This window comes from Hymenobacter sp. 5516J-16, assembly GCF_022919335.1.
In the GTDB taxonomy this organism is placed as follows: Bacteria; Bacteroidota; Bacteroidia; order Cytophagales; family Hymenobacteraceae; genus Hymenobacter; species Hymenobacter sublimis.
In genome coordinates this window covers 4,451,489-4,473,777 of record NZ_CP095058.1, presented here as the reverse complement: position 1 = coordinate 4,473,777, position 22,289 = coordinate 4,451,489, and the positions used below count along the sequence as shown (strand labels likewise).

18 protein-coding genes and 1 pseudogene are annotated in these 22,289 nt (G+C 58.7%); 13 read left to right on the top strand and 6 right to left on the bottom strand.

The genetic code is table 11. The features are described from left to right. The first annotated feature begins 53 nt into the window (after window positions 1-53). The 5 genes and pseudogenes from MUN84_RS22115 (at window position 54) to MUN84_RS22095 (ending at window position 4,894) form a co-directional block, all read left to right on the top strand. Window positions 54-830: a polysaccharide deacetylase family protein gene (locus MUN84_RS22115; protein ID WP_244696040.1), complete on the top strand. Its 777-nt coding sequence runs from the start codon at window positions 54-56 to the stop codon at window positions 828-830. Between the two features lie 263 nt (window positions 831-1,093). Beyond that, window positions 1,094-1,231: a hypothetical protein gene (locus MUN84_RS22110; RefSeq protein ID WP_188558631.1), complete on the top strand. Its 138-nt coding sequence runs from the start codon at window positions 1,094-1,096 to the stop codon at window positions 1,229-1,231. Between the two features lie 263 nt (window positions 1,232-1,494). Continuing rightward, window positions 1,495-2,121, top strand: coding sequence for an FKBP-type peptidyl-prolyl cis-trans isomerase (locus tag MUN84_RS22105; protein ID WP_244696039.1), 627 nt, complete (start codon window positions 1,495-1,497; stop codon window positions 2,119-2,121). 13 nt (window positions 2,122-2,134) lie between these two features. Further along, window positions 2,135-2,812, top strand: coding sequence for a hypothetical protein (locus MUN84_RS22100; RefSeq protein WP_244696038.1), 678 nt, complete (start codon window positions 2,135-2,137; stop codon window positions 2,810-2,812). 133 nt (window positions 2,813-2,945) lie between these two features. Continuing rightward, window positions 2,946-4,894: pseudogene (locus MUN84_RS22095) on the top strand (KUP/HAK/KT family potassium transporter). 393 nt (window positions 4,895-5,287) lie between these two features. Here MUN84_RS22095 and MUN84_RS22090 read toward each other — a convergent pair. Next, window positions 5,288-7,096, bottom strand: a complete 1,809-nt coding sequence (locus tag MUN84_RS22090; RefSeq protein ID WP_244696037.1) for a M61 family metallopeptidase — start codon at window positions 7,094-7,096, stop codon at window positions 5,288-5,290. Between the two features lie 277 nt (window positions 7,097-7,373). Here MUN84_RS22090 and MUN84_RS22085 point away from each other — a divergent pair, with 277 nt between their 5' ends. From MUN84_RS22085 to MUN84_RS22075, 3 genes are all read left to right on the top strand, one after another. Next, a complete protein-coding gene (locus tag MUN84_RS22085) occupies window positions 7,374-7,925 on the top strand; it encodes a C40 family peptidase (protein WP_244696036.1) in 552 nt (183 codons plus the stop codon). A 721-nt stretch (window positions 7,926-8,646) separates the two neighbouring features. After that, on the top strand, window positions 8,647-9,087 hold the full coding sequence (locus MUN84_RS22080) for a DUF2147 domain-containing protein (protein ID WP_188558637.1): 441 nt from the start codon (window positions 8,647-8,649) through the stop codon (window positions 9,085-9,087). Between the two features lie 201 nt (window positions 9,088-9,288). Next, entirely contained in the window at window positions 9,289-9,918 is a 630-nt protein-coding gene (locus MUN84_RS22075) for a hypothetical protein (RefSeq protein WP_244696035.1), read from the top strand. Window positions 9,919-10,009: 91 nt separating this feature from the next. Here MUN84_RS22075 and MUN84_RS22070 read toward each other — a convergent pair whose 3' ends face one another. Further along, complete coding sequence (locus MUN84_RS22070) at window positions 10,010-12,028, bottom strand: M1 family aminopeptidase (RefSeq protein WP_244696034.1); 2,019 nt, start codon at window positions 12,026-12,028, stop codon at window positions 10,010-10,012. Between the two features lie 153 nt (window positions 12,029-12,181). On the opposite strand from MUN84_RS22070, the gene MUN84_RS22065 reads away from it, so the two are divergent. Continuing rightward, window positions 12,182-14,434 (top strand): gliding motility-associated C-terminal domain-containing protein, encoded by a 2,253-nt coding sequence (locus MUN84_RS22065; RefSeq protein ID WP_244696033.1) that lies wholly within the window; start codon window positions 12,182-12,184, stop codon window positions 14,432-14,434. Between the two features lie 80 nt (window positions 14,435-14,514). On the opposite strand, the gene MUN84_RS22060 is transcribed toward MUN84_RS22065, so the two are convergent. The 3 genes from MUN84_RS22060 to MUN84_RS22050 all read right to left on the bottom strand — a co-directional run bounded on the left by MUN84_RS22060 (window position 14,515) and on the right by MUN84_RS22050 (window position 16,172). Continuing rightward, the gene (locus MUN84_RS22060; RefSeq protein WP_244696032.1) at window positions 14,515-15,159 is read right to left on the bottom strand and encodes a heme-copper oxidase subunit III; all 645 of its coding nucleotides are present in this window, start codon (window positions 15,157-15,159) and stop codon (window positions 14,515-14,517) included. Window positions 15,160-15,601: 442 nt separating this feature from the next. After that, entirely contained in the window at window positions 15,602-15,946 is a 345-nt protein-coding gene (locus MUN84_RS22055) for a hypothetical protein (RefSeq protein ID WP_244696031.1), read from the bottom strand. Continuing rightward, window positions 15,939-16,172, bottom strand: a complete 234-nt coding sequence (locus MUN84_RS22050) for a hypothetical protein (RefSeq protein ID WP_244696030.1) — start codon at window positions 16,170-16,172, stop codon at window positions 15,939-15,941. The genes MUN84_RS22055 and MUN84_RS22050 overlap by 8 nt, the downstream gene beginning before the upstream one ends. A 219-nt stretch (window positions 16,173-16,391) precedes the next feature. Between MUN84_RS22050 and MUN84_RS22045 the strand changes: the two genes are divergently transcribed. The 4 genes from MUN84_RS22045 to MUN84_RS22030 all read left to right on the top strand — a co-directional run bounded on the left by MUN84_RS22045 (window position 16,392) and on the right by MUN84_RS22030 (window position 20,641). Next, entirely contained in the window at window positions 16,392-17,201 is an 810-nt protein-coding gene (locus MUN84_RS22045) for a hypothetical protein (RefSeq protein ID WP_244696029.1), read from the top strand. Window positions 17,202-17,233: 32 nt separating this feature from the next. Then, window positions 17,234-17,758 (top strand): DUF4920 domain-containing protein, encoded by a 525-nt coding sequence (locus MUN84_RS22040; protein ID WP_244696028.1) that lies wholly within the window; start codon window positions 17,234-17,236, stop codon window positions 17,756-17,758. A 178-nt stretch (window positions 17,759-17,936) separates the two neighbouring features. Beyond that, a complete protein-coding gene (ligA, locus tag MUN84_RS22035; RefSeq protein ID WP_244696027.1) occupies window positions 17,937-20,099 on the top strand; it encodes an NAD-dependent DNA ligase LigA in 2,163 nt (720 codons plus the stop codon). Between the two features lie 95 nt (window positions 20,100-20,194). Beyond that, window positions 20,195-20,641 carry a rhodanese-like domain-containing protein gene (locus tag MUN84_RS22030; protein WP_244696026.1) on the top strand — a complete coding sequence of 149 codons (447 nt, stop codon included), beginning with the start codon at window positions 20,195-20,197 and terminating at the stop codon, window positions 20,639-20,641. Window positions 20,642-20,743: 102 nt separating this feature from the next. Here the strand turns inward: MUN84_RS22030 and MUN84_RS22025 are convergent, their stop codons facing one another. Then, a complete protein-coding gene (locus MUN84_RS22025) occupies window positions 20,744-22,123 on the bottom strand; it encodes a glycoside hydrolase family 2 TIM barrel-domain containing protein (protein WP_244696025.1) in 1,380 nt (459 codons plus the stop codon). Between the last annotated feature and the right edge of the window lie 166 nt (window positions 22,124-22,289).

Below are 22,289 nucleotides of genomic sequence, written 5' to 3'. Positions count from 1 at the left end.
ACCTCGCAAGAATGAGTAACCTCCACTGCCTAGCCTCATTAGCCCTCTTGGCCTTGACCGCCAGCACTGCCAGTTTCGCTCAAACCGCTGGCCCCTGGAACGGCAAGCAGTGCGCCGTGGTGCTTACCTATGATGATGCCCTGGCGGTGGACCTCAACCACGTGGTACCTGCCCTGGACTCCCTGAAACTCCGCGGCACGTTCTACCTTATCGGCTCCTCGCCGGTGGTAGCCGCCCGCTTGCCCGAGTGGCGCCGGGCAGCTCAGCGCGGACATGAGCTAGGCAACCACGCCCTGATGCACCCCTGCGACGGTAGCTTGCCCGGCCGGAACTTCGTCACTCCCGACAACGACCTAAGCAAGTACACCATCAGTCGGGCAGTCAACGAAGTGCGTGCTACCAATGCTCTGCTTACGGCCATTGATGGCAAAACGGCCCGCACCTTCGCCTACCCCTGCGGCGACCGGCAGATTGGGGGAGTGTACTTCTACGAGCAACTTAAAAACGACTTTGTGGGGGCGCGGGGAGTTACGGCCGGCCTGCAACCGCTAGCCCAAGTCGATTTAGCCAACATCAACAGCTACATGATTAATGGGCAGTCGGGCGATTACTTGATCAACTTGGTGAAGCAGGCCCAACGCTCCCACACCTTGCTCGTGTTCCTCTTCCACGGCGTGGGAGGAGGCCACGGCCTGAACGTAGAACTAGCCGCGCACCGGCAGTTGCTGCGCTACCTCCAAGCGCATGAGCAGGACATTTGGGTGGCGCCTATGGTGGAGGTGGCTGAGAAGATGAAAGCTAGTAAGGAAGGCTCCGGCGGTAGCAAGTAGGGCTACTGCCCTCAGCAGAACATACCCCGGGCACGCTGGCTAGCACTGGAATAGGCGGAGGCGTTTTGAAGCTGGGTGCCTTGACTTTCCCGAGTAAACCCAGGCCTGGAACTTGTCCTTTCACTAATGTAAAAGCAGGTGCACTAACCCTGACAGCTACTGATTGGCTTAACAAATAATGATGCTTGCATAACATTTATGTAACGACTGCGTAGTATCTTTGCATTCAACAAGCTGACTTACTTTAACATACATACAACACAATGAAAAAGACCACTGCTGCCGTTTCTTCGCTGCTCGTTCTCGGAGGTATTGGATCATTGAGCTTCCTGGCCGCTCAGGTACGCGACTTGAACCTGTTTTTTGACCTGCGCGACGAGGAAGAACTGCACTTCTGCTAGGAAGCCGCTGGCCTTGATTTTTGCAAACCCCGCTCACTCAGCGGGGTTTGTTGCGTTTAAAGGGAACAAAGCCGAGTTCAAAATCAGGGACTTATCCTCGGCAGTTGAAAAAAACAACATCCATTCGCGCCTGTTTTCGGTACTTCACAGTAACGGCGGCCCGTGGTGGACCGTCGGGCATCCCTTTTCCACTCGCTCATCTGGTTACGCGCGGCCTTTGAAAAGTAAGGCCGTAGGGTACCGAGGAGCACAACCTGTGATTTATGAATCTGAACGGCTTGAAAGAGCAAATCAGCTACATCATCGGGCGCGATATGGCCCGCAACTTCGCCCAGCAGGGCCTCGACCTGGACATTGACGTATTTGCCCAGAGCATGAAGGAGGCCATTGCCGGCGAGCCAAGCCGCCTCACGCCCGAGCAGATGCAAAGCGCCATGCAGCAGCTGCAGCAGCAGATGGAAGCCCACGAAGAAGCCAACCAAGACTCCTCTGATATGAGCAACAACAAAGCCGAAGGCGAAGCCTTCCTGCAAGCAAACTCCGCCAAGCCCGGCATCACTACCCTCCCAAGCGGCCTGCAGTACGAAGTGCTGAAGGAAGGAAGCGGCCGTAAGCCCGGTCCCGGCTCGTCCGTCACAACGCACTACCACGGCACGCTCACCAACGGCACCGTGTTCGACAGTTCCTACCAGCGCGGTCAGCCCGCTACTTTCGGTGTGAACCAGGTAATTGCCGGCTGGACAGAAGCCTTGCAGCTGATGCCTGAGGGCTCGAAGTGGCGCCTGTACATTCCCTCGGACCTGGCCTACGGCAAGCGTGGTGCCGGCCGCGACATCGGTCCGGACTCGGCCCTTATCTTCGACGTAGAGCTGCTGAAAGTTAATAATTAAGCTTTTTTCTCGAGTGCCAGCCCCGCTGTTGCCAGTGTATATCGTCGTGCCCCAGTGGGTGCGGACTTCCACGGCCGGCGGGGCTTTTTCGACCATGCCTGATTCTACTTCCCTTCCGCCCGCGTCTGACCCAGAGGATGTGATTCCCGCCCCGGCGGCCACCAGCAGCTCTGAGTTGCAGGAGCCGGAGTTGGGCTTTCGGCCCTTACCCCCGCCTCCCCCGCAGCACTTCCCGACCCTGCGCAGTGAAGACAGCCGGGTAGCTCTGACCAATGACGGGCTGGAAATCAACGATGAACTGTTCGGCTGGCGGGAGCTGGAAGGGGTGGATGTGCAACCGGTGCGCTGGCTGCTGGGCGTGCTGCTGGGCGGCTTTGTGCTCTGCGGCTTTATGTTGGGTTATCTGCAGTTCTGGCTGCACAGCATGCCGGCAGCCCTGGGCATGGGTGCTGGCGCTTTGCTCTTGGTGTGGGGCGTGCGGGGCACTAACCGCTGGCGCCTGCACCGACCCGGCCGAGAGCCGCGCCACTTCGCTTTTTCTGGCCCGGCCCGCAGTTGGCAGCAGTTGGCCAGCGAGGCAAATCTTCGCATTCGGCAGCGCCACAATGAGGCGGCTGCCGCGGCGGCTTACTGGCTGCACGAGGCCGCGCAGCCACCTTTCCCCGCCCCCGACGCGCCAACAGTCTACTGATCTTGCGGCCTTATTGTCACTTTTTGCCAAGGCCTACGTAAGCGCGCCGGGACCGAAGCGCCGCATTCGTGTGCAACTACTACCTTTGGCCCCGCTTATTAAAAACGGCTATCCTCACTCTCTTCCTCCTCACATGGACGCCAAACACTCGCATACCGCCATTTCGACGGCTGGCTTGCTCATTGCCCTCGGCATTATTTACGGCGACATCGGTACTTCGCCGCTGTACGTAATGAGCGCCGTTCTGAAAAGCGCCCGGGTGCCTAACCTGATTGAGGCCAACTTGGTGCTGGGCGCCATTTCCTGCGTGCTCTGGACTCTAACGCTGCAAACCACCGTCAAGTACGTCATACTTACCCTCAATGCCGATAACAACGGGGAAGGCGGTATTTTCTCACTTTACGCCCTCGTGCGGCGGCGCGGCGCCTGGCTGTCGGCCGTGGCTATTATTGGCGGCGCGGCCCTACTGGCCGACGGGGTTATCACTCCTCCCATTTCCGTATCGTCGGCCATTGAGGGGTTGCGGGCCGTAAAGCCCGACATTCCTACGGTGCCCATTGTCATTGGCATTATTGCGGGCCTGTTTCTGCTGCAAAGCTTTGGTACTCAGATTGTAGGCAAAGCATTCGGCCCAATTATGCTCCTGTGGTTTACCATGCTAGGCGTGTTGGGCGTAAGCTGGATTGTACAGAACCCAATTATTCTGAAGGCCATCAACCCCTACTACGCTTACGAGCTGCTGGCTGAATATCCGGGTGGTTTCTGGCTGCTAGGTTCGGTGTTCCTCTGTACTACCGGAGCCGAGGCGCTCTACTCCGACTTGGGTCACTGCGGCAAGGGCAATATCCGCATCAGCTGGGTATTTGTAAAGACCACCTTGATTCTGAACTACTTAGGTCAGGGCGCGTGGTTGCTGGCTCACCAGGGCCAGATGCTGGACGGTCGGAGCCCCTTCTATGCTCTGATGCCTCAGTGGTTCCTGCTCATCGGCATTGGCATTGCTACCATTGCCGCCATTATTGCCTCGCAGGCTTTGATTACGGGCTCGTTTACGCTGGTAGCGGAAGCTATCCGCCTGAATATGTGGCCCAAAGTGCGCCTCAACTACCCCACCGACGTGAAGGGCCAGCTCTATGTGCCCAGCATGAACCGGTTGCTGCTGCTGGGCTGCATTGGGGTGGTGCTGTACTTCCAGGAATCCACGAATATGGAGGCGGCCTATGGCCTGGCCATCACGCTAACCATGCTCATGACTACCATCCTGCTCACTACGTGGCTGCACATGAAGCGGGTGCCGATGGCGGCCATTGTGCTCTTCGTGTTGGTGTACGGAGCTATTGAGGGCTCCTTCTTGATTGCCAACCTCATCAAATTCCCCACGGCGGCTGGGTTTCGCTGGCCATTGGCTCCTCGTTGATGGCCGTGATGTACGTATGGCTGCGGGCCTACTACATCAAGCGGCGCCTGACGGAGTTCGTGAAAATTGAGCCCTACATTGAGGCCCTGAAGCAGCTATCCAATGATGAGTCGGTGTCGAAATACGCTACCCACTTGGTGTTCATGTCGTCGGCGGAGCGGCAGTCGGAAATCGAGTCGAAGATTATTTACTCCATCTTCCAGAAGCGCCCTAAGCGCGCCGACATCTACTGGTTTGTGCACGTGGACACCACCGACGAGCCGTATACGATGGAGTATAAAGTAACCGAATTGGCCCACGACGACGTGTTCCGGATTACGTTCCGCCTGGGCTTCCGGGTAGAGCAACGTATCAACCTCTACTTCCGCAAAGTAGTGGAGGACCTGGTGCGCAACAAGGAAGTGGACATCACCTCCCGCTACGAGTCTTTGAGCAAGCAGCACGTTACCGGTGACTTCCGCTTCGTAGTGCTAGAGAAATTCCTTTCGGTAGAAAACGAGTTTCCCATGGTTGAGAAGCTGGTAATGCAGGCTTACTTCTACATCAAGCAGTTCATTGCTTCCGAAGACAAGTATTTCGGTCTTGATACTAGCTCAGTGAAAGTGGAGAAAGTACCGCTGGTTATTACTCCCGTACGGGAGGTAGCCCTCAAGCGCATCAAGTAACTGCGCTTGCCACCTCAAGTATCTGGCACCAAACCTGGACCAAAAAAGCCCCGCTGACCTACAGCGGGGCTTTTTGCTGGGTAGCGCCTGTCCGCGCCGCTTATCAATATGTCAGCATCGGTAGCACCTACTCCAGAACCCGCGCAATCGAAGCACCGCTCCTGCCAACTATACATTTTATCATAATGAGCCAATCATCAGAGCCCAGGCTTGCTATAAGCACGTCATGCAGAGGCGCCGCCGAAGCAGCTCGCGAGATACTTCGGCTCCGCCTCTGCATTATGTTTTGGTGGGTTACTGCCTATTTTCTTTCAAGTCTTAGAATTGAACAGCCAACAAAAAGCCCGTCATCCTCAGACAAGGACGACGGGCTTTTTGCTGTAAGCTGCTACCTTATCTCTGCACGGGCAGCCACTTCGCTAGCACAACTTGCTGCTCAGGCGTGGGGCTTGCCTGGCGCTCAATACGGTAGCGACGTAGCGGGTTGGCCAGCAGCGGGAAGCTGATTTCTTTTACTAGCCCGTCGCGGTTTACGAGCAGCTTCACCTCAGAGCCGGGGGCCCGGTTGGCTAGCAGCCGGTTCACATCGTCGGTTACCCGCGCGCCATCGACGGCCAGAATCTCGTCGCCGACGCTCAGGCCACCCTGCCAGGCGCTGCCTTCGCGCACCACGCTGGTTACGGTTTGCTTGCCGCCCGCCGGGCTAACGCTAGCGCCCAGGCTGGCCTCGGTAGCGGCTGCCGGAGCTACCCGTAGTTGCAGGCCGGCGTAGCCCAGGGCCTGCTCGTAGGGCAGGGTTTCTACCCCGTACACGTGGCGGCGGAAGAAGTCGTCGAAGCGGCGGCCGGCTACTTTGGCTACGGCATCCTGGTACTCCTCATCTGTGAAGCCCCGGCCCAGCTTTTTGTAGTACTGATCGTAAAGGTAGCGCATCACGTCGTCGAGGTTTTTCTGGCCCTTGGTTTCGTTGATGATCATCAGGTCTAGCACGGCCCCAATTACCTCGCCTTTATCATAGTAGCTAATGCCGGTGTTCGAGGAGTTTTCGTTGGGGCGGTAGTACTTAATCCAGGCATCGAAGCTCGACTCGGCGGCCGACTGCTGCCGGTTGCCGGGCGTATTTTCTACTCGGTTGATGCCGTTGCTTAGGTCACCCAAGTACTCATCGGGGCTTACGAAGCCCGCGCGCTGCACAATCAGATTACTGAAGTACTCGGTGCCGCCTTCGCTTACCCATAGCATGCGGGTGTAGTTTTCCTGGTCGTAGTTGAAGGGCCCCAGGGCCACCGGCCGGATGCGTTTCACGTTCCAGAGATGGAAATATTCGTGGGCCACCAGCCCGAGGAAGCCTTTCCAACCAGCCTCCGAGGAGTAGGCATTGCGCGACACCGACAGGGTAGTAGAAAACAGGTGTTCTAGGCCCCCAGTGCCCCGGTCGATGTTGTGCACAATGAACACGTAGCGGTCCAGCGGATTCTGCCCTACTACTTTCTGGGCTTGCTCGCACACGCGCTGCATGTCACGGGTTAGGCGAGCCGTGTCAACTTTTGGGTCGCCGAACATGGCCACCGTGTGGGGCGTACCGTTGGCCGTGAAGGTGTAGATCTTCTGATTCCCGATTTCAATCGGTGAATCGGCCAGCTCATCGTAGTTAGCGGCGCGGTACGTAAAGGTGCCGCCGGCCGGCTTCAAACTGGTGCTAACCTGGCTCCACCCAGCGGCTGGCTTTACTTCCAGGGTGCTGGGCAGTTGCTTTTCTTCGGCCGGGTACATGAATACGCTCGTGCCGTTGAGGTAGCCGTGAGCCGCGTCAATAAAGCTGGTGCGCACGCTCAGCTCAAAAGCGTACACCCGGTAGCGCACCGCAAAGTTTCTGGCCTTGGGATGGTAAATGCGCCACGTATTCTTAGTGACTTTTTCTACCCGCAGCTTCTCAGTGCCCGCCGTAGCCTCAAAGCCCTCGACGTTTTTGGCAAACTCGCGCACCAGGTAGGAACCGGGCGCCCATACCGGCATTTTTACGTCGGTAAAGGCTTTATTAAAGCCGTCCAGCTTCATTTCCACTTCAAAGTAGTGGGTTTGGGGCGCGGGCATGGACAGCGTATAGCGTAGGGTAGGCGCGGCTACTGCGGCCGAGCTAGCCTGGCTCAGCAGTAGTCCTAGGGCCGCTACCGCCAGCGGGCGGGCAAGGTGTAGGAGCATTCGAAAAGTGGGTGAGGTAGTAAAAGTGCCGTTGTGGTCGCCAAAGAACGGAGGAAACCGCTCAGGGCTGCAAAGTAATGCCGAAAATACACCCCAATGCGCCTGTCAGCCGCTCGAGCTAGGCCTAAACTCGCTCCCCACCTGCACCGTTAGCGTAGCGTCGAGTATCTTGGGGTTTACATTACCACGGGCAGCTGGCAAACAATTTGCAACCAGTCGGTTTAAACTGTTTGCTATGCAATTGATCCTTGCCCGTCCCCGGCCCTTTTTTCCTGCTATGCGCTACGTCTGGCTAAGTTTTCTGCTCTTGGTGAGCGTGGTGGTAGGCTGGTCGATTTGGAGCCGGCAGGCTACCCCAGTAGCAGAAGGACGCCCGGAGCCTCCCACTACGCAGGCAGTTGCGTATGTTATCAGTAACAAGGCCACCCCACCCCGGGCCGACAGCGTGGTAGCGTTTGCCTTGCGCCAACTTGGTACCAACTACTGCTACGCCGGCAGCACCCCCGCTACTGGCTTCGACTGTTCCGGCTTCGTGAATTACGTGTTTGCCCGCTACCGCATACCCGTGCCCCATTCCACGGCCCTGCTTATCAGTACGGGCAAGGCAGTAGAACGAACCCAGGCTCGCCCCGGCGACATTGTGGTATTTACTGGTACGGCTACTACCTCTACTACCCCTGGCCACGCGGGCATCGTTATTAGTAAACCGGGCGAGCCACTACGCTTTGTGCATTCCTCTTCGGCTCGCCGCGAATCGGGCGTGAAAATCAGCCAAGTAGAAGGCACCGACTATGAGCGCCGTTTCATGCAGGTGCGCCGGGTGCTGTAAGTAAAATTGCGAATGGATGACGGAGTAAGTTTGATGCTCCACTTGCTTGAGGGCCATAAGTGGCACTAATAGCGCTAGCGGAATTCGCTTCATCACTCATGCACCAACTCACTGTAAAAGAGCGATGCCCGGCCGCCTGTGCAGATCCTCTAAGCGAGGCTGCTGGGCGAACCGGGCATCTAATCCTTCAAATCTTACCAAGCGATGAGTCTGGGGTACAGCCCCATCATCCACTTATCCAGTAAGACCTTGCCAGAATGCGGGAAGTACTCAATTAGGAGTGCGTTCCGCGCGAAAGCTGTTGTTAAGCGCGTCCGGCGGTGAAGCGGACTACATTCGACAGGCTTGGCAGGATTTGTTTGGGACTACTAGACATTTTGTACCTCCTTTCTTTAGATCCGACATAACCCCGGCTGCGCTACCCAGCACCTTAGGGCTGCTTGGCAGGGGCTGTAGCACTCGCTACGACAGGTAAAGTTAAAATCCCCCTGGATGGTTCAAAATAAAAACACCATTATTTATGCCCCTGGCCGCATTTTTTATTCATGTTGCTGACCATCAACTGGTTTTAGTACCCAGATTATTTACAAAAAAGCCTCGGCAGTAAGTTGGCCTCAAACTTGCCACGCTTATTTCCGGGAAAAACAGGCGTCATTCGTTTTATTCACGAGTTTTCCCCTATCTTTTTTCCCACAAACTCCCATCTATCATTTCACTTACCATGAAAAAAATTCTGTTCCTCTGCTTGGGCATGTTCCTGGGCTTGCTAGGGGCGGCTTCGGCTCAATCTCTCTCCCCGCTCGGAGTATGGACGAACGCCGAGAAAAAGGCCACCTTCGAGATTTACAAGTGTGGCGACAAGCTGTGCGGTAAAATCGTGAGCCTTACTGTGCCGAACGACCCCAAAACCGGCAAGCCCAAAACCGACACGATGAACCCCGAGCCTAAGCTTCGTAATCGTCCGCGCCTGGGCATGGTGTTCATGCAAGGTTTTGAGTACGACGACGATAACAAGTGGGACGATGGCAAAATCTACGACCCAGAAAGCGGTAAAACGTATTCCTGCTACATGAAAATGCTGAACGCTAACAGCATGGAAGTGAAAGGATACATCGGCTTCTCCATGATTGGTAAGTCGCAAACCTGGACTCGGGTTAAATAACCTGCCTCGTGCGCTTCCATACTGCCAAGGCGGTGCTCCTTACTAGGGGCACCGCCTTTTTTTGTGCTCGCCAGCGCAGGTTGTGGCACTGTGCTTGTGTTGCAGCGGGGCAAGGCAGGGAATACTGTGCGGCTAGTAATGCCGAGATTAAAACCATTTTACCGGGCCCCTGTTGTCCTGTAAATCAATCCTACTACGTTGTTGAATCTGTTCAAACGGTTTTTTTCTGGCTCTGCTCCCGCTTCTGCCGACTGGCAGCCGCTGCAGCGAAGCGCGGCCGAGGAGCAGGTACGCCAGCAGTGGATTGCGCAGCAAGTGTACCTGAACTGGATGGGCCCTTACTTCAAGGCCTACCACTACCAGAAAGCGGGCCTGCCCGGTGGCACGTTTCGAGTGCAGCTGGCCCGGGACACCAAGCGGCCCGGAGCCGTGTTTCTGTATGACCCCAGCATTGGGCCCGGTAATTTCCGGCACCTGTTTGACTTCATCCGGGACCGAATTCTCAGCTTAGGCTACCATCTGGGGGCATCCAGTCACCGCACGGTGCGCCATGAGCAGTACACGGAAAGCACCCAAAAGCACTTCCTGAAGCCCCAACCCCACGACTGCACCAATACCGGCCGCTGCAACCAGCGCTACGGTAACATCATCCTGGACCTGGTGAGCATCAATGGGCAGCCGGGCTTTCTGCGGCTGCTCAGCAACCCTTTCACCGATTCCATCTTCACGCCGGCTCACTCGTTTGACGAGCTTATTGACGCGGTATTCAACTTCCCCTCGGCCCCGCCAGAAGTAGCCGCGCTTATCAAACAGTATAGAAATCTTTCCTAGTGATGGTGCGAGGGTGACCTTGACGCCCAGCAAAAAGCCGCCGATACGATTGTATCGGCGGCTTTTTGCTGGGCGCTACACTTGGCAAGTCTTACTCCGCGGCGCGCACGAACCGGGCCTGCGCAATCAGGCCCTCCTGCCCTAGGAGGCGCAGGTGATAGATGCCGGGCGCCAGCGCCGCCGTGTACAGCACGGGTGCCGCTGAGGTTACAGGCTGGCGCAGCACTACCCGGCCGGTTGCGTCCGTAACTTCAGCCGTAGCTCGGCTACCACTGAAATCGGCCAGGCGCAACTGGTCCCAGCAGGGGTTTGGGTAGACGGTAATAGTAGCCTCGTTAGCTCCCAGCCGCGTGCTGGTTACCAGCGCATTGTCGCGGGTGATGGGGCCAGTGCCATTAAGTAACCACTGGTCGGGGTCGACGGTGATGCTGCTAATGGGGCGCGACTCTGCTACGGCCGCTGACACTACCGGCTGGTACTGCGGCAGCCGAATGGTGCGGGTAGTGCCGTCCGTAAACGTGAGACGGTAGTCGACATCGGTGGCGAAAAAAGGCGTTACCGTGGGCATAGAGGCAGTTTCGGTATTCTGGAGGTAGACTAACCCGCCGGCCTGGTTCCAGCGCACAGAAAACGTGGGGTAGCCTTCCCCCCGGAACCACTGGTCAAAGAAATATTGCAGGGAGCGGCCGGCTTCCTGCTCAAACACGCGCTGTAGGTCGCGGGTGCGGGCGGTGCGGCCGGCGTAGGTGCTCTGGTAAGTGCGTAGGGCCCTGAAAAACTTTACGTCATCGTTGAGTAGGTAGCGCAGCATATGAACCACGGCGGCTCCTTTCTTATACGAGAGACGAGAATTGAAAATGCGGCTGACGTTGGTGGTATCGGGCACGAAAACGCTACCGCCCGGCTGACTCATGGCCGAAGTATGCGCCTGATTCATCCAGGAAAGCGCCGTGGCTGACCCAATAAGCTGATTCAGGGCCAAGTACTCCCCGTAGGAAGCAAAGCCTTCATTGAGCCAGATATCCTCCCAGGCTCCGCAGGTCACGTTGTTGCCAAACCACTGGTGCATCAGTTCGTGGGCCGTGAGCGTGAAGGTGAAGCCGTACTGCGTCGTCATGGTTTGGTGCTCCATGCCGCCCCCAATGGGCGCCATGCAGTGGCCATACTTCTCATTGGCGAAGGGGTACAGCCCCACGATGTCGGAGAAGTATTCAATAAAGCCGGGGGTGCGGTCTATCTCCGTGCGTTGGTCGTTCAGGGCCTTTTGGTTATACAGGTAGTTGACGATGGGAATGCGGGGGCCGCCCGTGGGATTGGCATAGTTTACATACTCCACGTAGGGCCCCACGGCCACCGAAATCAGGTAGTAGTCGATGGGGTGGCGGGATTTCCACTCGTGCCGCACCCGGTTGTTGGGTAGTGGAGTGGATTTTTGCAGCACCCCATTGGAGCCCACTTTATTGGTGGCGGCAGTAGAAACCCAAACGTCGGACGAATCGGCCTTATCCGTGAGCATCTGTTTGCAGGGCCACCACTCATAGGCGTTGTAGGGCTCCGACAGGCTCCAGGTGGTGCTCACGCCGTAGGTAGGGTCGGTGCGGGTATCAAGGGCGTTGCCAATGGCGGCGGAGTTACCGTTAGGAGCTGTGCCCCGGTAGTAAATCAGGGCGTTGAACAAGGTATTGGGTGCCACGGGCTGGGTTAGCCCTACGGTCACATCGCCCATGCCTACCCAGCGCAGCCCGGCGCTCCGACGGCCGTTTACTACCACGGAGTCAATGGCATAGGTAGAATACAGCTCAAAGGCCAGCGAGTCGAGGGGTTGCGCTCCGGTGCGGGCCCTGATGGTGACGGCCCCACTGACGGCGCGAGTAGTATTGGTCAGGTCCAGGTCCAGCTTGTAATACGTTACGTCGTAGCGGGCCATTTTCTGCCGGTGGCTCAGGCTGGCGTAAGCCGGACGGGCAACCCGGTTGTGCGTCTGGGCGCAGGCCTCAGCGGCGGCCCCGTTCAGGTCGGCGGCCGCCGGAGGGTAGGCAGGCAGCTGGGCGGCCGCGGGCAAGCAACGCAGCAGACCCACTAAAGTGAGGGTGTAAAAGAAGGGACGCATAGGGCAGATGATGGGCGAACAGAACACAAAGACGGGCAAAAAAGCTGGCTATGAAAGGTACGCAGCAGGCAACAGAAAAAACCAAAAAGGTAGGACTCCCGGCGACTCGGGTTGTATCTTTCGTCATTGCTCCCTGACTAGCTGCGCTGCTCTATGCCAACTTCTACTCTTGTTACTTTTGTTCGGACTGGCTTTTTGCTGTGGCTGCTGTGTTTGCTGGCTCCGGCGGCACGGGCTACCCATATTGTAGGTGGCGAGCTTGATTTACAACACGTTAGCGGCTCTACCTACCAGCTAAGCTTGAACCTGTATTTTGATGCAGTAAACGGACAGCCCGGCGCCCTGGACCCGGAACTGACGGCCAGCATCTTCGAGAAAGGCACCAACCGCCGCTTGCTAGACGTGCCGCTACCCCTGACCAATAACACCTTGGTCAGCTACACCAACCCCGCCTGCACCACGCCCAGCCTCGTGACGAGGCGCTTGGTTTACACTCGCCCAATTTCGCTCGGCGACCAGACCTTCACTAGCCCCAACGGCTACTATGTGGCCGTGGAGCGCTGCTGCCGCAACAACGGCATCAGCAACATCCTGGACCCCGGCGGGGCGGCCCAAACGTTCTACCTAGAGTTTCCGGCGGTGGTGCGCAACGGACAGGCCTTCCGCAATTCTACCCCCCGCATCTTTCCGCCCCTGAGTGATTATGCCTGCCGGGGCGAGCTGTTCTACTACAACTTCGGGGGCCAGGACACCGACGGTGACTCCCTGGTATATGACTTAGTAACGCCCCTGAATGGCTATTCCAATACGATTGTCCCCAAGCCAGACCGTGCCCAACCGGCCCCGTACAGCACAATACGCTGGGCCGATAGTCTGTCCGTCACCCGCCAGATTCCGGGCAATCCTACCCTGAGTATCGGGCGGCTCACGGGCCGGCTGGAAGTGCGGCCTACCCGGCTGGGACTGTTCGTGTTTGGGGTGCGCTGCACGGAGTACCGCAAGGGCGTGCGGCTGGGCGAAACCCGGCGCGATTTTCAACTCAAAGTTATTTCCTGCCCTACCAACGCCCGGCCGAAGGTGGTCATGCAGGTGCCCAACCGCCGCCAGCCCTACCAAGCCGGCCGCGATACGCTACGCCTGCAACCCGGCAGCAACCGCTGCTTCACGCTCAAGTTCACCGATTCTGACCCCACCTCAGCCCTGACGTTGTCGCTGAGCCCGGTGAATTTTACGGCTCCTCTTCCTACCCTGAGCACCCTGCAAGGAACCGTGCGCACGCCCGGCGCCCCCGATACCATCGTGTCGCGGCTTTGCTTCCCGGACTGCTTCAACACCAAGGGTAAGGTGTACCTGCTGGATGTGATTGTGGCCGATAACGGGTGCAGCCTGCCCAAGCGCGACACCGTGCGGGTAGCCGTTACCTCCGTACCCGAGCCCAACGCCGCCCCGCTCCTGCGCACTACGGCCGTGCTCCCCCTGCGCGCCCGCCCCGGCGACCTGATTACCTTCGACCTAGTAGCCACCGACCCTGACAACGACCCTATCACGTTAGAAATGACCGGCCGAGGCTTCACGCCCGGCAGCGTGGGAGCACAGCTCAGCCAAGCGCAAACCAACGGTCAGCTTACGGGGCGCTTTACCTGGCGCGTTGACTGCCGGGCCGTGGATAAACCGCTGTATGAGTTCGAGTTTACAGCGGCAGCCGCGCCCTGCGCCGACCGCCAAGCCACTACCCTCGTCATTCCAGTGCAGATTGACTACGTGAACCGCCCCCCGCAGCTAACCAGCCCATTTCCGGCCCCAACGGCGGGTTCTCCTACCCCGGCTCCGTTGGTCATTAAGCGGCCAATTGGGGGCGTGTACGAAGCCTCCCTTTCGGGCCTAGACGTGGATGTGGATGCACTGACGTTCTCGGCCGCTGGCGCTGGCTTCGACCTGGCCGCGGCGGGAATGACGTTCGTGGCGCGCAACGGCGCTGGCCAAGCCAGTGGGGTGTTTCGCTGGGAAGCCAACTGCGAGGCCGTGCGCCTGAATGGCTTGGAAGTTACGTTTACCCTTCAGGAAAGCACCTGCCGGCCCCAGCCCCAAACCCGCGTGGTGCGCTTTGAAGTGGAGCAGCCACCCGTGCCGGACTTCCTGCCGCCCAACGTCATTACCCCCTACCAGCGCGACGAAAAGAACGACTACTTCGAGCTGGACAACGTGAAAAACAACCTGCCGCCCGATTTCTGCGAATCTCGTTTTGCCGACCTCGAAATTTTTAACCGCTGGGGCAATCGGGTGTACCGCACCACCAACCGCAGCTTCCGCTGGGACGGCGGCGGCCTACCAGCCGGCGTGTATTACTACCTTATTGAATTCACGGACAAGAAACGCTACAAAGGCACCGTAACCATTGCCAATTAAGCAGCACCGTGAGGATACCGCATCAAAAAAGCCCGGCTTGGCCGGGCTTTTTTGTGTGAGCAAGCTTTCAGGACCAGTCGCTAATACAGAAACAAAAAAGCGGCAAACAGTGCCACCCAGAGCACGTCGATGAAATGCCAGTAGATGGTAATCATGCGCAGCTGCAGGCGACGGTAGGGGTTGCGGATAAATACCAGGCTGCGCACCGCGTCGCGGGCGGCGGTGTGGGTGCGCAACAGCAGGGCCAGCAGAAACAGCATGCCGCCCAGCAGGTGCGCCACGTGCAGGGCCGAGAGCAAGTAAACAAACGTACCGCTGGCCACACCGTCTAGCAGCACACCTTGGGCCATTAGCTCCCGCCAGCCTAGCACCTGCAGGCCCGCAAACACGCTGCTCAGCAGCAAGGTAGCGCCCAGGCAGCGGGCCAGCCCCGCCAGATCGTCGCGGGTGTAGAGGTGGCGGGCCTGGTTGATGGTGTAGCTGCTGATCAGCAGCACGATGGTGCTGAGGGAGAAGAAGCGTGGTAGCGGGTAGATGCCGGTGGGCGTGTCGCTTTGGCTGCGGGTATACATATAGGCCACCACCAGCATCAGGAACAACACCCCAATGCCGGCCAGGCCCAGGTACAGCATCAGGAGCAGCGGCGGCACTCCCTCTATGCGCTGAAAAGCCGAGGCGGCCCGACCGGCGCCAATTTTATTGGTACGTTCTTGATCAGAATTCATGAGCTGAAAAGCAGGGCTGGGTGCGAGTAAGCAAACCAATCTGAAGCCCTTTAGTTCCGGCCTCTGGAGGCTGATCTACGGGCAAGGGCCTCTGAGCAAGATACGGAAAAACGTTCCGCTCCGCGCGTGCTTTTTTCGGGCCAAAACCCTGATTGCCAACTGGCGGACGACTCCTACCGCGCGGCAACCCGACGACTTGTTTGGCCGCAAAAAAGAGCGTCCTGCAGAGTCGGAGGCGAAGCATCTCGCACGCTGATGTCAGGTTTGCTACCCCAACGATTCAAGCGAGATGCTTCGCCTTCGGCTCTGCAGGACAATTGATGCGCTACCTATTAGCAATTCTAACTCAGTACAGACATTTCTGGTTCGGCCTTCTGCTCGGCTCAGTGTACTCCCGCCACGCGCAAGGCTTGCCTGCTCACACGGGGTAGCCCTGCAGTTGCTACCCCCGAAAAAATGACCCGATTTTGCCGAGCACTGCGTTCAGGGTAATCTTGGCGGAGCGGCCCGTGCCGAAAGTAACGTGGGTTTTGCCTGCCACCCGCATATCCAGCACCAAACCCAGCTGCAGGGCTAGGTCGTTGAGTTGCTGGAGCGGATCGGGGGCGTTGGGATTTTTGGGTTTGGGTGGGGCGTTGGGGTCCTTGGGCGGGCCGCTGGTTATTTTGTCGAAGACGCGCTGGCTGGGAAAGTTGATGATGAGGTAGCCCCCAGAGCCCGCTACCTGCACGTCGTCCCCGTCAAGGGTAATGACCAGCCGGGCCTCAATATCGAGTCCGTTAGCCAAGGGTACTAGAGTTTGCGGGCGGAAGGGCACCGGAGGGCGGATTTTCGCCCCGGGTACGGATGCGCAGCGAGCCGTTCAGGCGCCAAGTGGTGGGCGTGGCTGGGTTGGCCGGATTGGGCACTTGCAACTCCATTTGCTCAAAGTTGAGAGCTACCTCTACCCCACCCGAAAGCTTGGAGAGCAGTGAAGCGGCCGTATCGGCCCAGGAAGTAGGTTGTTCTGGCATAGATCTACAATAAAAAGGAAGATGTGAGCAGTAGCGGCCGCGGAAGCTACCCCCGACCGGCCTGGTAAGAAACGGCGCGGCGCGGGGCAAGTTACGAGATGACGCTGGCAAGACCTTTGTGTAAGGCCACCGTGCAGCTCCGGTTAGCGAGTTAGCATCAAAACTCAACCGTCTGCGTATGCAGCCCAACGGCTGATTTTCTTCCTTTTTCTTTGCCTTATGCCCCGATTTCATTTGCTGGCAGCCGGTCTGACCGCCTGCCTGGCCGCTTCTCCCGCTCTGGCCCAAACACTGCCGCCGGTTGATTGCGCCCACCCCTTCGGCCTTTATGATAACATGGAGCTGGTGTATCAGCTCCAGGATGCCAGCGGCAAAACAACCGGCACCATACGCAACCGGGTGGTCAGCCTGAGCTCAGAGCAGAATAAGAAACAGACCATTACTACCAATTCAGTGCTGTTGAAAAGCGGCACCTACGACCCCAAAAACAAGCTTCTGCGCTTACAGGACCTTACCTTCCGTTGCCGCCAGGACACCAGCTTCACCGATGGCTCCGCCGAGCTGAGCCCCGAGAGCCTGCGCTCCTTCCGCGACCGGCGCTTTGCCTACGCCCCCGTACCCCTGGCCTGGCCCAATCAGCCTACCGTTGGCTCCCAGCTGCCCCAGGGCGGTATTTCGGTGCAAGTGAGCAGCACGGCCGTGGATATTGCCAAGGTGTACACCACCGTGCATAAGCGCCGCATAACGGGCACCGAAACGGTGACAACGCCGGCCGGCTCCTTTGCCTGCTACAAGGTGGAAGCCGAGCGGGAAAGCGCCACTGCCGCCCGCGCCGACATGGTCATGCGCAACGCAGTGCGGGTAGTCGACTATTACTCGCCGGCCGTGGGCATCGTGAAAAGCGAGGTGTACGACAAGAAGGGCAAGCTGGAACAGGTGCGCCTGCTAACGGCCATTAACACGGGAGCACCGGCCGGCAGTACTGACCAACCCAAAGAGAAGGAGAAGTACAAGGTCAAAAAATCGTAAGTTGAGAGCTGAACCCAACAATTCTCCTTGCTATGCCCCTGCTTAATCCACTCACCGGCGTCCTGGGCTTGCTAGTGCTGGCCGCTTGCCAACCCCAAACCGAAACCGCTACCGCCAAAACAACGGCTACCACAACGCCGGTAGCCGCCACCGCGGGCCCCACGGGCACCACCTACGGGGCCCCCATTACGGCCGCAGGCGCCCAGCCGGTTTCGGCCCTAAACAGCTTACTGGGTCAGCAAGACTCGGCGCGGGTGAAGCTGGTGGGCACTGCCACGGCCGTGTGCCAAGCCAAGGGCTGCTGGCTTACGCTGCAGGCGCCCAACGGAGAGCCCATGCGCGTGCGGTTCAAGGATTATGCCTTCTTCGTGCCCAAGGACATTACCGGCAAAACCGTGGTGATTGACGGCTGGGCCCACCGCGAAACGGTGCCGGTTTCCGATTTGCAGCACTACGCCAAAGACGCCGGCAAATCAGACCAAGAAGTGGCCGCCATTACTCAGCCCCAACAGCAGCTGAACTTCGAAGCCAGCGGCGTGCTAGTGGCCGACAAATAAGCTTTGCTTTATATAAAAAAAGCCCCGCAGTCCGGGGCTTTTTTTATGGCCGGCCGTAACCAACCGACGCCCCAAAATCGGGGGAACGGGGCAACGTGGTTTGGCGTACCTGGGAAGGACTGCGCCCCGTCAACTTAGTAGCGCAGTTAGTAGCTTGCAGCCCCAACCCGTGCCTTCCATGCCCGCCGACGACAACATTCAGCACCAGATAACGGCCCTCACCGAGCGCCTGCACCACCTTAACTACCAATATTACCAGCGCGACATCTCGGAAGTGCCCGACCAGGAGTTCGACCAGATGCTGGCCCAGCTGGCCCAACTGGAAAAGGACTACCCCCAGTTTGCCCACCCCAACTCGCCTACCCAGCGCGTGGGCGGTACCATCACGAAACAATTTCCCACGGCTGAGCACCGCTACCCCATGCTTAGCCTGGGCAATACCTACTCCGAGGCTGACCTGCGCGAGTTTGACGAGCGGGTGCGCCGAGGGCTGGAAGGTGCCGCCGTGCAGTACGTGTGTGAGTTGAAGTTTGACGGGGTAGCCATGAGCCTAACCTACCAGGACGGCCAGCTCACGCAGGGCGTCACCCGCGGCGACGGTACCCGCGGCGACGTGGTAACCAGCAACGTGCGCACCATTCGCAACCTACCCCTGCACCTGCGCCCCGCCGGCCCGCCCCAACCCGCCGACTTTGAGGTACGCGGCGAAATATTCATGCCCCTGCCGGTTTTTGCCGAGTTGAATGCCGAGCGGGAAGCCAATGGGGAAGCCTTGCTGGCCAATCCGCGCAACGCCGCCAGCGGGGCCCTCAAGCTCCAGGACTCGGCGCTGGTGGCAGCCCGCAAGCTGCGGTTTTTCGCCTATTCCTTCCTGATGCCGGGCCGGAGCATGTTCCCTACCCACAGCGCGTCGCTGGAAGCCCTGCACGCCTGGGGCCTACCCGTATCCGACACCTGGCGGGTGTGCGGCACCATAGAGCAAGTGCTGGATTTCGTGCACGAGTGGGACAAGAAGCGGTTTACGCTTCCGGTTGCTACCGATGGCATTGTTATCAAGGTCGACGATTTCCGCCAGCAAGAGCTGCTGGGCTTCACGGCCAAAAGCCCCCGCTGGGCCATTGCCTACAAGTACCCGGCCGAAGCCGCCCGTACGCGCCTGCACACCATTCAGTACCAGGTGGGCCGCACGGGCGCCGTAACGCCCGTGGCCCTGCTCGACCCCGTGCCCCTAGCTGGCACCGTGGTCAAGCGCGCTTCCGTGCACAACGCCAACCAGATTGCGGCCCTCGACTTGCGTCTCGGCGACTTGGTTTTCGTGGAGAAAGGCGGTGAAATCATCCCTAAAATCACGGGCGTTGATTTGGCTTCCCGCCCCGCCAATGCCGTGCCCATCATCTACCCCACCGAATGCCCGGCCTGCGGCACGCCCCTGATCCGGCCCGAGGGTGAGGCCCACTTCCGCTGCCCCAATGAGCGGGCCTGCCCCCCCCAACTCAAGGCCAAGCTAGAGCACTTCGTTTCGCGCAAGGCCCTGGACATTGATGGGCTGGGCGCCGAAACCGTGGGGCGGTTCTTTGATCTGCGGTTGGTTTCGAATGCGGCCAGCCTCTACGACCTGCCCGCTAAAGCTGCCGAGCTGGCCCAATTAGAACGCATGGGTGAAAAATCGGTGCAGCGCCTGCTCACGGGCCTGGAGCAGAGCAAGCAAATTCCGTTCGACCGGGTACTGTTTGGCCTGGGCATCCGCTACGTGGGCGAGACGGTAGCCGAAAAGCTCGCTCAGCACTACCGCACCATGGATGCCCTGGCCGCAGCCTCAGCCACGGAGCTGGCGGCCGTGCCGGAGGTAGGCGGCGTTATTGCCGAGTCGGTGGCGGCGTGGTTTCAGGAGCCGGAGAATCGCCAGCTGATTGAGGACCTGCGGGCGGCGGGCCTGCAACTGGCCCTGACCGGCGAGGCTCCGCAGCCCCAGAGCGACCGGCTGGCGGGCCTCACCTTTGTCCTTTCGGGCGTGTTTGAGCAGCACAGCCGGGAGGAGTTGCAGCACCTGATTCAGCAGAATGGGGGCAAGATTACCGGTAGCATCAGCAAGAAGCTCAGCTACCTGGTGGCCGGCGACAAAATGGGCCCCGCCAAGCGCGAGAAAGCCACCGAACTGAAAGTACCCATCATCACCGAGGACGAACTGCTGGCCATGCTGCCTACCAGTTTCGACGCGGCAGATGCCGTACTAGACCAAATGCTGGGCGATTCTACAGCAGCGGCTCCTACCCCTGCGGCAGCCACCGCAACTGGCCAGACCCCATCTATCGGAGCGGGTGAGCAAGGCAGCTTGTTCTAAGTCTCTCAGCCAGAATGAGTAACTAGCAACCCCTGGTGCAACTTCTTCGCGCCAGGGGTTGTTCTTGCCATGTACTTCCCACTATTCCCTTTTATATGTTCCGTTTTGCCTTGTTGGCTGCCGGTCTGATCAGTTCTGCCGGGGCCCACGCCCAAATGTCCGTCCCGGCAGCCCAGCCTCTCGCTCCGGCGGCAGTACCCATGGTGAACATCGGGACCATAACCAGGCCCAGCGTGCTAGTGGCGGACTTGGCGGAGGTAAAGCAAGCCCTGGCCCAGCCCGGCACCGTGCTGCTGGATGTGCGCACGCCCGCTGAGTTTGCCGCCGGCCACCTATCTGGAGCGCAAAACGTGGATTTCCGCGCCCCTGATTTTGCCCAACGGATGGCCCTGCTCGACCCCAAGAAACGCTACGTGCTCTACTGCGCCTCCGGCAACCGTAGCGGTAAAGCCGCGGTACTTCTGCAAGAAAAAGGATTTCAGAAAGTACTAAATGCTGGAGGCTTCCAGGCCCTAAAAGAAGGCGGGCTACCTGCCCAGTAGAAGTAAACACTCCGACCGGCTGCCTGTAGTGAGGGACTACCGATCCAACTAATGTTCGTAGGGTCAGTATCTGTCGATTTTGTGTAAAAGGCGTTCCAGTGCTTACTGGAACGCCTTTTTTCTGAAGCTGCCTTGGGGCTCCTTGGCCCTGTCGGCGGCCGTGAGCTGGCCCACGAAAAAGGGGTAGCTATGGGTGGCAACGCTACCGTGCCCATCGCTGGCCATTACCAGCAGCCGGTAGGGGCCTTTTTTGCGCGGGGCCTGCAGCAGCACCCTCTCTCCCTGAGCCTGCTGGATGATGTTCGGTAGTGGCTCGGGGGCCGTCCGGTCCTGGGGCAGTACAAAGTTTTCATCCACTTCCGGCACTACCTGCCAGGTGAAGCGCAGTGAGTCGGCTTCGGGGTCCGTGGCTTCTACGCTGGCTTGGTAGGTAGCACCGGGCCGCAGCAGCACATTGCGCTCAGGAGGAAGGCCACCCAGCCGCAAGCGGGCCAGGCGCGGCGCTTTGTTGGCAACCTGCTTTCCCGTCCAGAGGTAGTGCACCATGTCTACCACGGCGGTTTTTTCCCCCTTGTCAGTGAAGAGGCTAAACCACATGGCCGTCTGCTCGAAGCGTTGCCCCCAATAGAGCACGTAGGAACCCAAACACCGCCTGGGTTGGCCCGTAACGCTTTTTTCGAAGCGGGTGCGCATGAACTCCGCCTTGGTATTGCTGCTCTGGTCTAGCGGGGCGCGCCAGGTAGTGCGGGGTGCTTCCCACCAGCCCCGGGCTCCGTACTCACCTACGATGTAGGGCCCGGCCCAGCCATCCTGCACCAGCCGGGAGTCCAACTCGCCCAGGCCACCGAAAATGTTGACTGTCAGCACATCCAGGTCGGGGCAGAAGCGCTCCACGGCCGATACCATGTTGAAGTTGCTGGTCAGGGTAGTTGTTACGGGGTGGTGCGGGTCAAGCTCGTGAATCATGCGGGCTACCTCGTTCAGAGCCTGAAACGCCCGCGGATTGTTGGTGTGGTTGTCCAGCTCATTGCCCACGTTCCACATCAGCAGCGCCGGATGATGGCGGAAACGCAGCACCTGCTCCCGGATTTCCGCCTGCTGCCGCGCCACTGCCTTTCGGTCGAAGTAGTCGAAATCCTCGTACTCGGGCTTCATCCACAACCCCAGCATCACGGTGAGGCCCTGCTGCTGGGCTTTGTCTAAAATGGCATCGGCGTAATTGGTGGTGTAAAGCCGCAGGGAATTTCCGCCGAGGGCCTGCACCCGCTCCAGCTGCTGCAGCCCCGCCACTCCCTTAATCGTGTAGGGCTTGCCGCCGCGTAGTAGCTGGTAGCCGTCCTTGGTTTTCACCACCTGCACGGGCACCACACCCGGGGCCACAGGCTGCTGCTCAGGGTGTGTACCAGCCGAGTGGCACCCACCAAAAAGCCAGGTACTCAGGCAAATAATCCACCAGAAAGAAACAAAGGAGCGCACCGGCATGAGAAGAGGGAAAAAGCGACGAAGCAATATTGTATATTAATTATAAATAATTAAATTTTTTACCAGTATAAACTCGTATACTTGACTTTATTTTACAAGAATTACTTGAATTCATTATACGCGTTATCTTCTCTTTGCTTTCCTCCGTTCACCTGCTTTTCTCTGC

Coding starts and splice junctions, on each gene's coding strand:
- MUN84_RS22110 (WP_188558631.1), top strand. CDS start 1,094: ATGAAAAAGACCACTGCTGCCGTTTCTTCGCTGCTCGTTCTCGGAGGT.
- MUN84_RS22105 (WP_244696039.1), top strand. CDS start 1,495: ATGAATCTGAACGGCTTGAAAGAGCAAATCAGCTACATCATCGGGCGC.
- MUN84_RS22090 (WP_244696037.1), bottom strand. CDS start 7,096: ATGCTCCTACACCTTGCCCGCCCGCTGGCGGTAGCGGCCCTAGGACTA.
- MUN84_RS22085 (WP_244696036.1), top strand. CDS start 7,374: ATGCGCTACGTCTGGCTAAGTTTTCTGCTCTTGGTGAGCGTGGTGGTA.
- MUN84_RS22080 (WP_188558637.1), top strand. CDS start 8,647: ATGAAAAAAATTCTGTTCCTCTGCTTGGGCATGTTCCTGGGCTTGCTA.
- MUN84_RS22070 (WP_244696034.1), bottom strand. CDS start 12,028: ATGCGTCCCTTCTTTTACACCCTCACTTTAGTGGGTCTGCTGCGTTGC.
- MUN84_RS22065 (WP_244696033.1), top strand. CDS start 12,182: ATGCCAACTTCTACTCTTGTTACTTTTGTTCGGACTGGCTTTTTGCTG.
- MUN84_RS22060 (WP_244696032.1), bottom strand. CDS start 15,159: ATGAATTCTGATCAAGAACGTACCAATAAAATTGGCGCCGGTCGGGCC.
- MUN84_RS22050 (WP_244696030.1), bottom strand. CDS start 16,172: ATGCCAGAACAACCTACTTCCTGGGCCGATACGGCCGCTTCACTGCTC.
- MUN84_RS22045 (WP_244696029.1), top strand. CDS start 16,392: ATGCCCCGATTTCATTTGCTGGCAGCCGGTCTGACCGCCTGCCTGGCC.
- MUN84_RS22040 (WP_244696028.1), top strand. CDS start 17,234: ATGCCCCTGCTTAATCCACTCACCGGCGTCCTGGGCTTGCTAGTGCTG.
- ligA (WP_244696027.1), top strand. CDS start 17,937: ATGCCCGCCGACGACAACATTCAGCACCAGATAACGGCCCTCACCGAG.
- MUN84_RS22030 (WP_244696026.1), top strand. CDS start 20,195: ATGTTCCGTTTTGCCTTGTTGGCTGCCGGTCTGATCAGTTCTGCCGGG.
- MUN84_RS22025 (WP_244696025.1), bottom strand. CDS start 22,123: ATGCCGGTGCGCTCCTTTGTTTCTTTCTGGTGGATTATTTGCCTGAGT.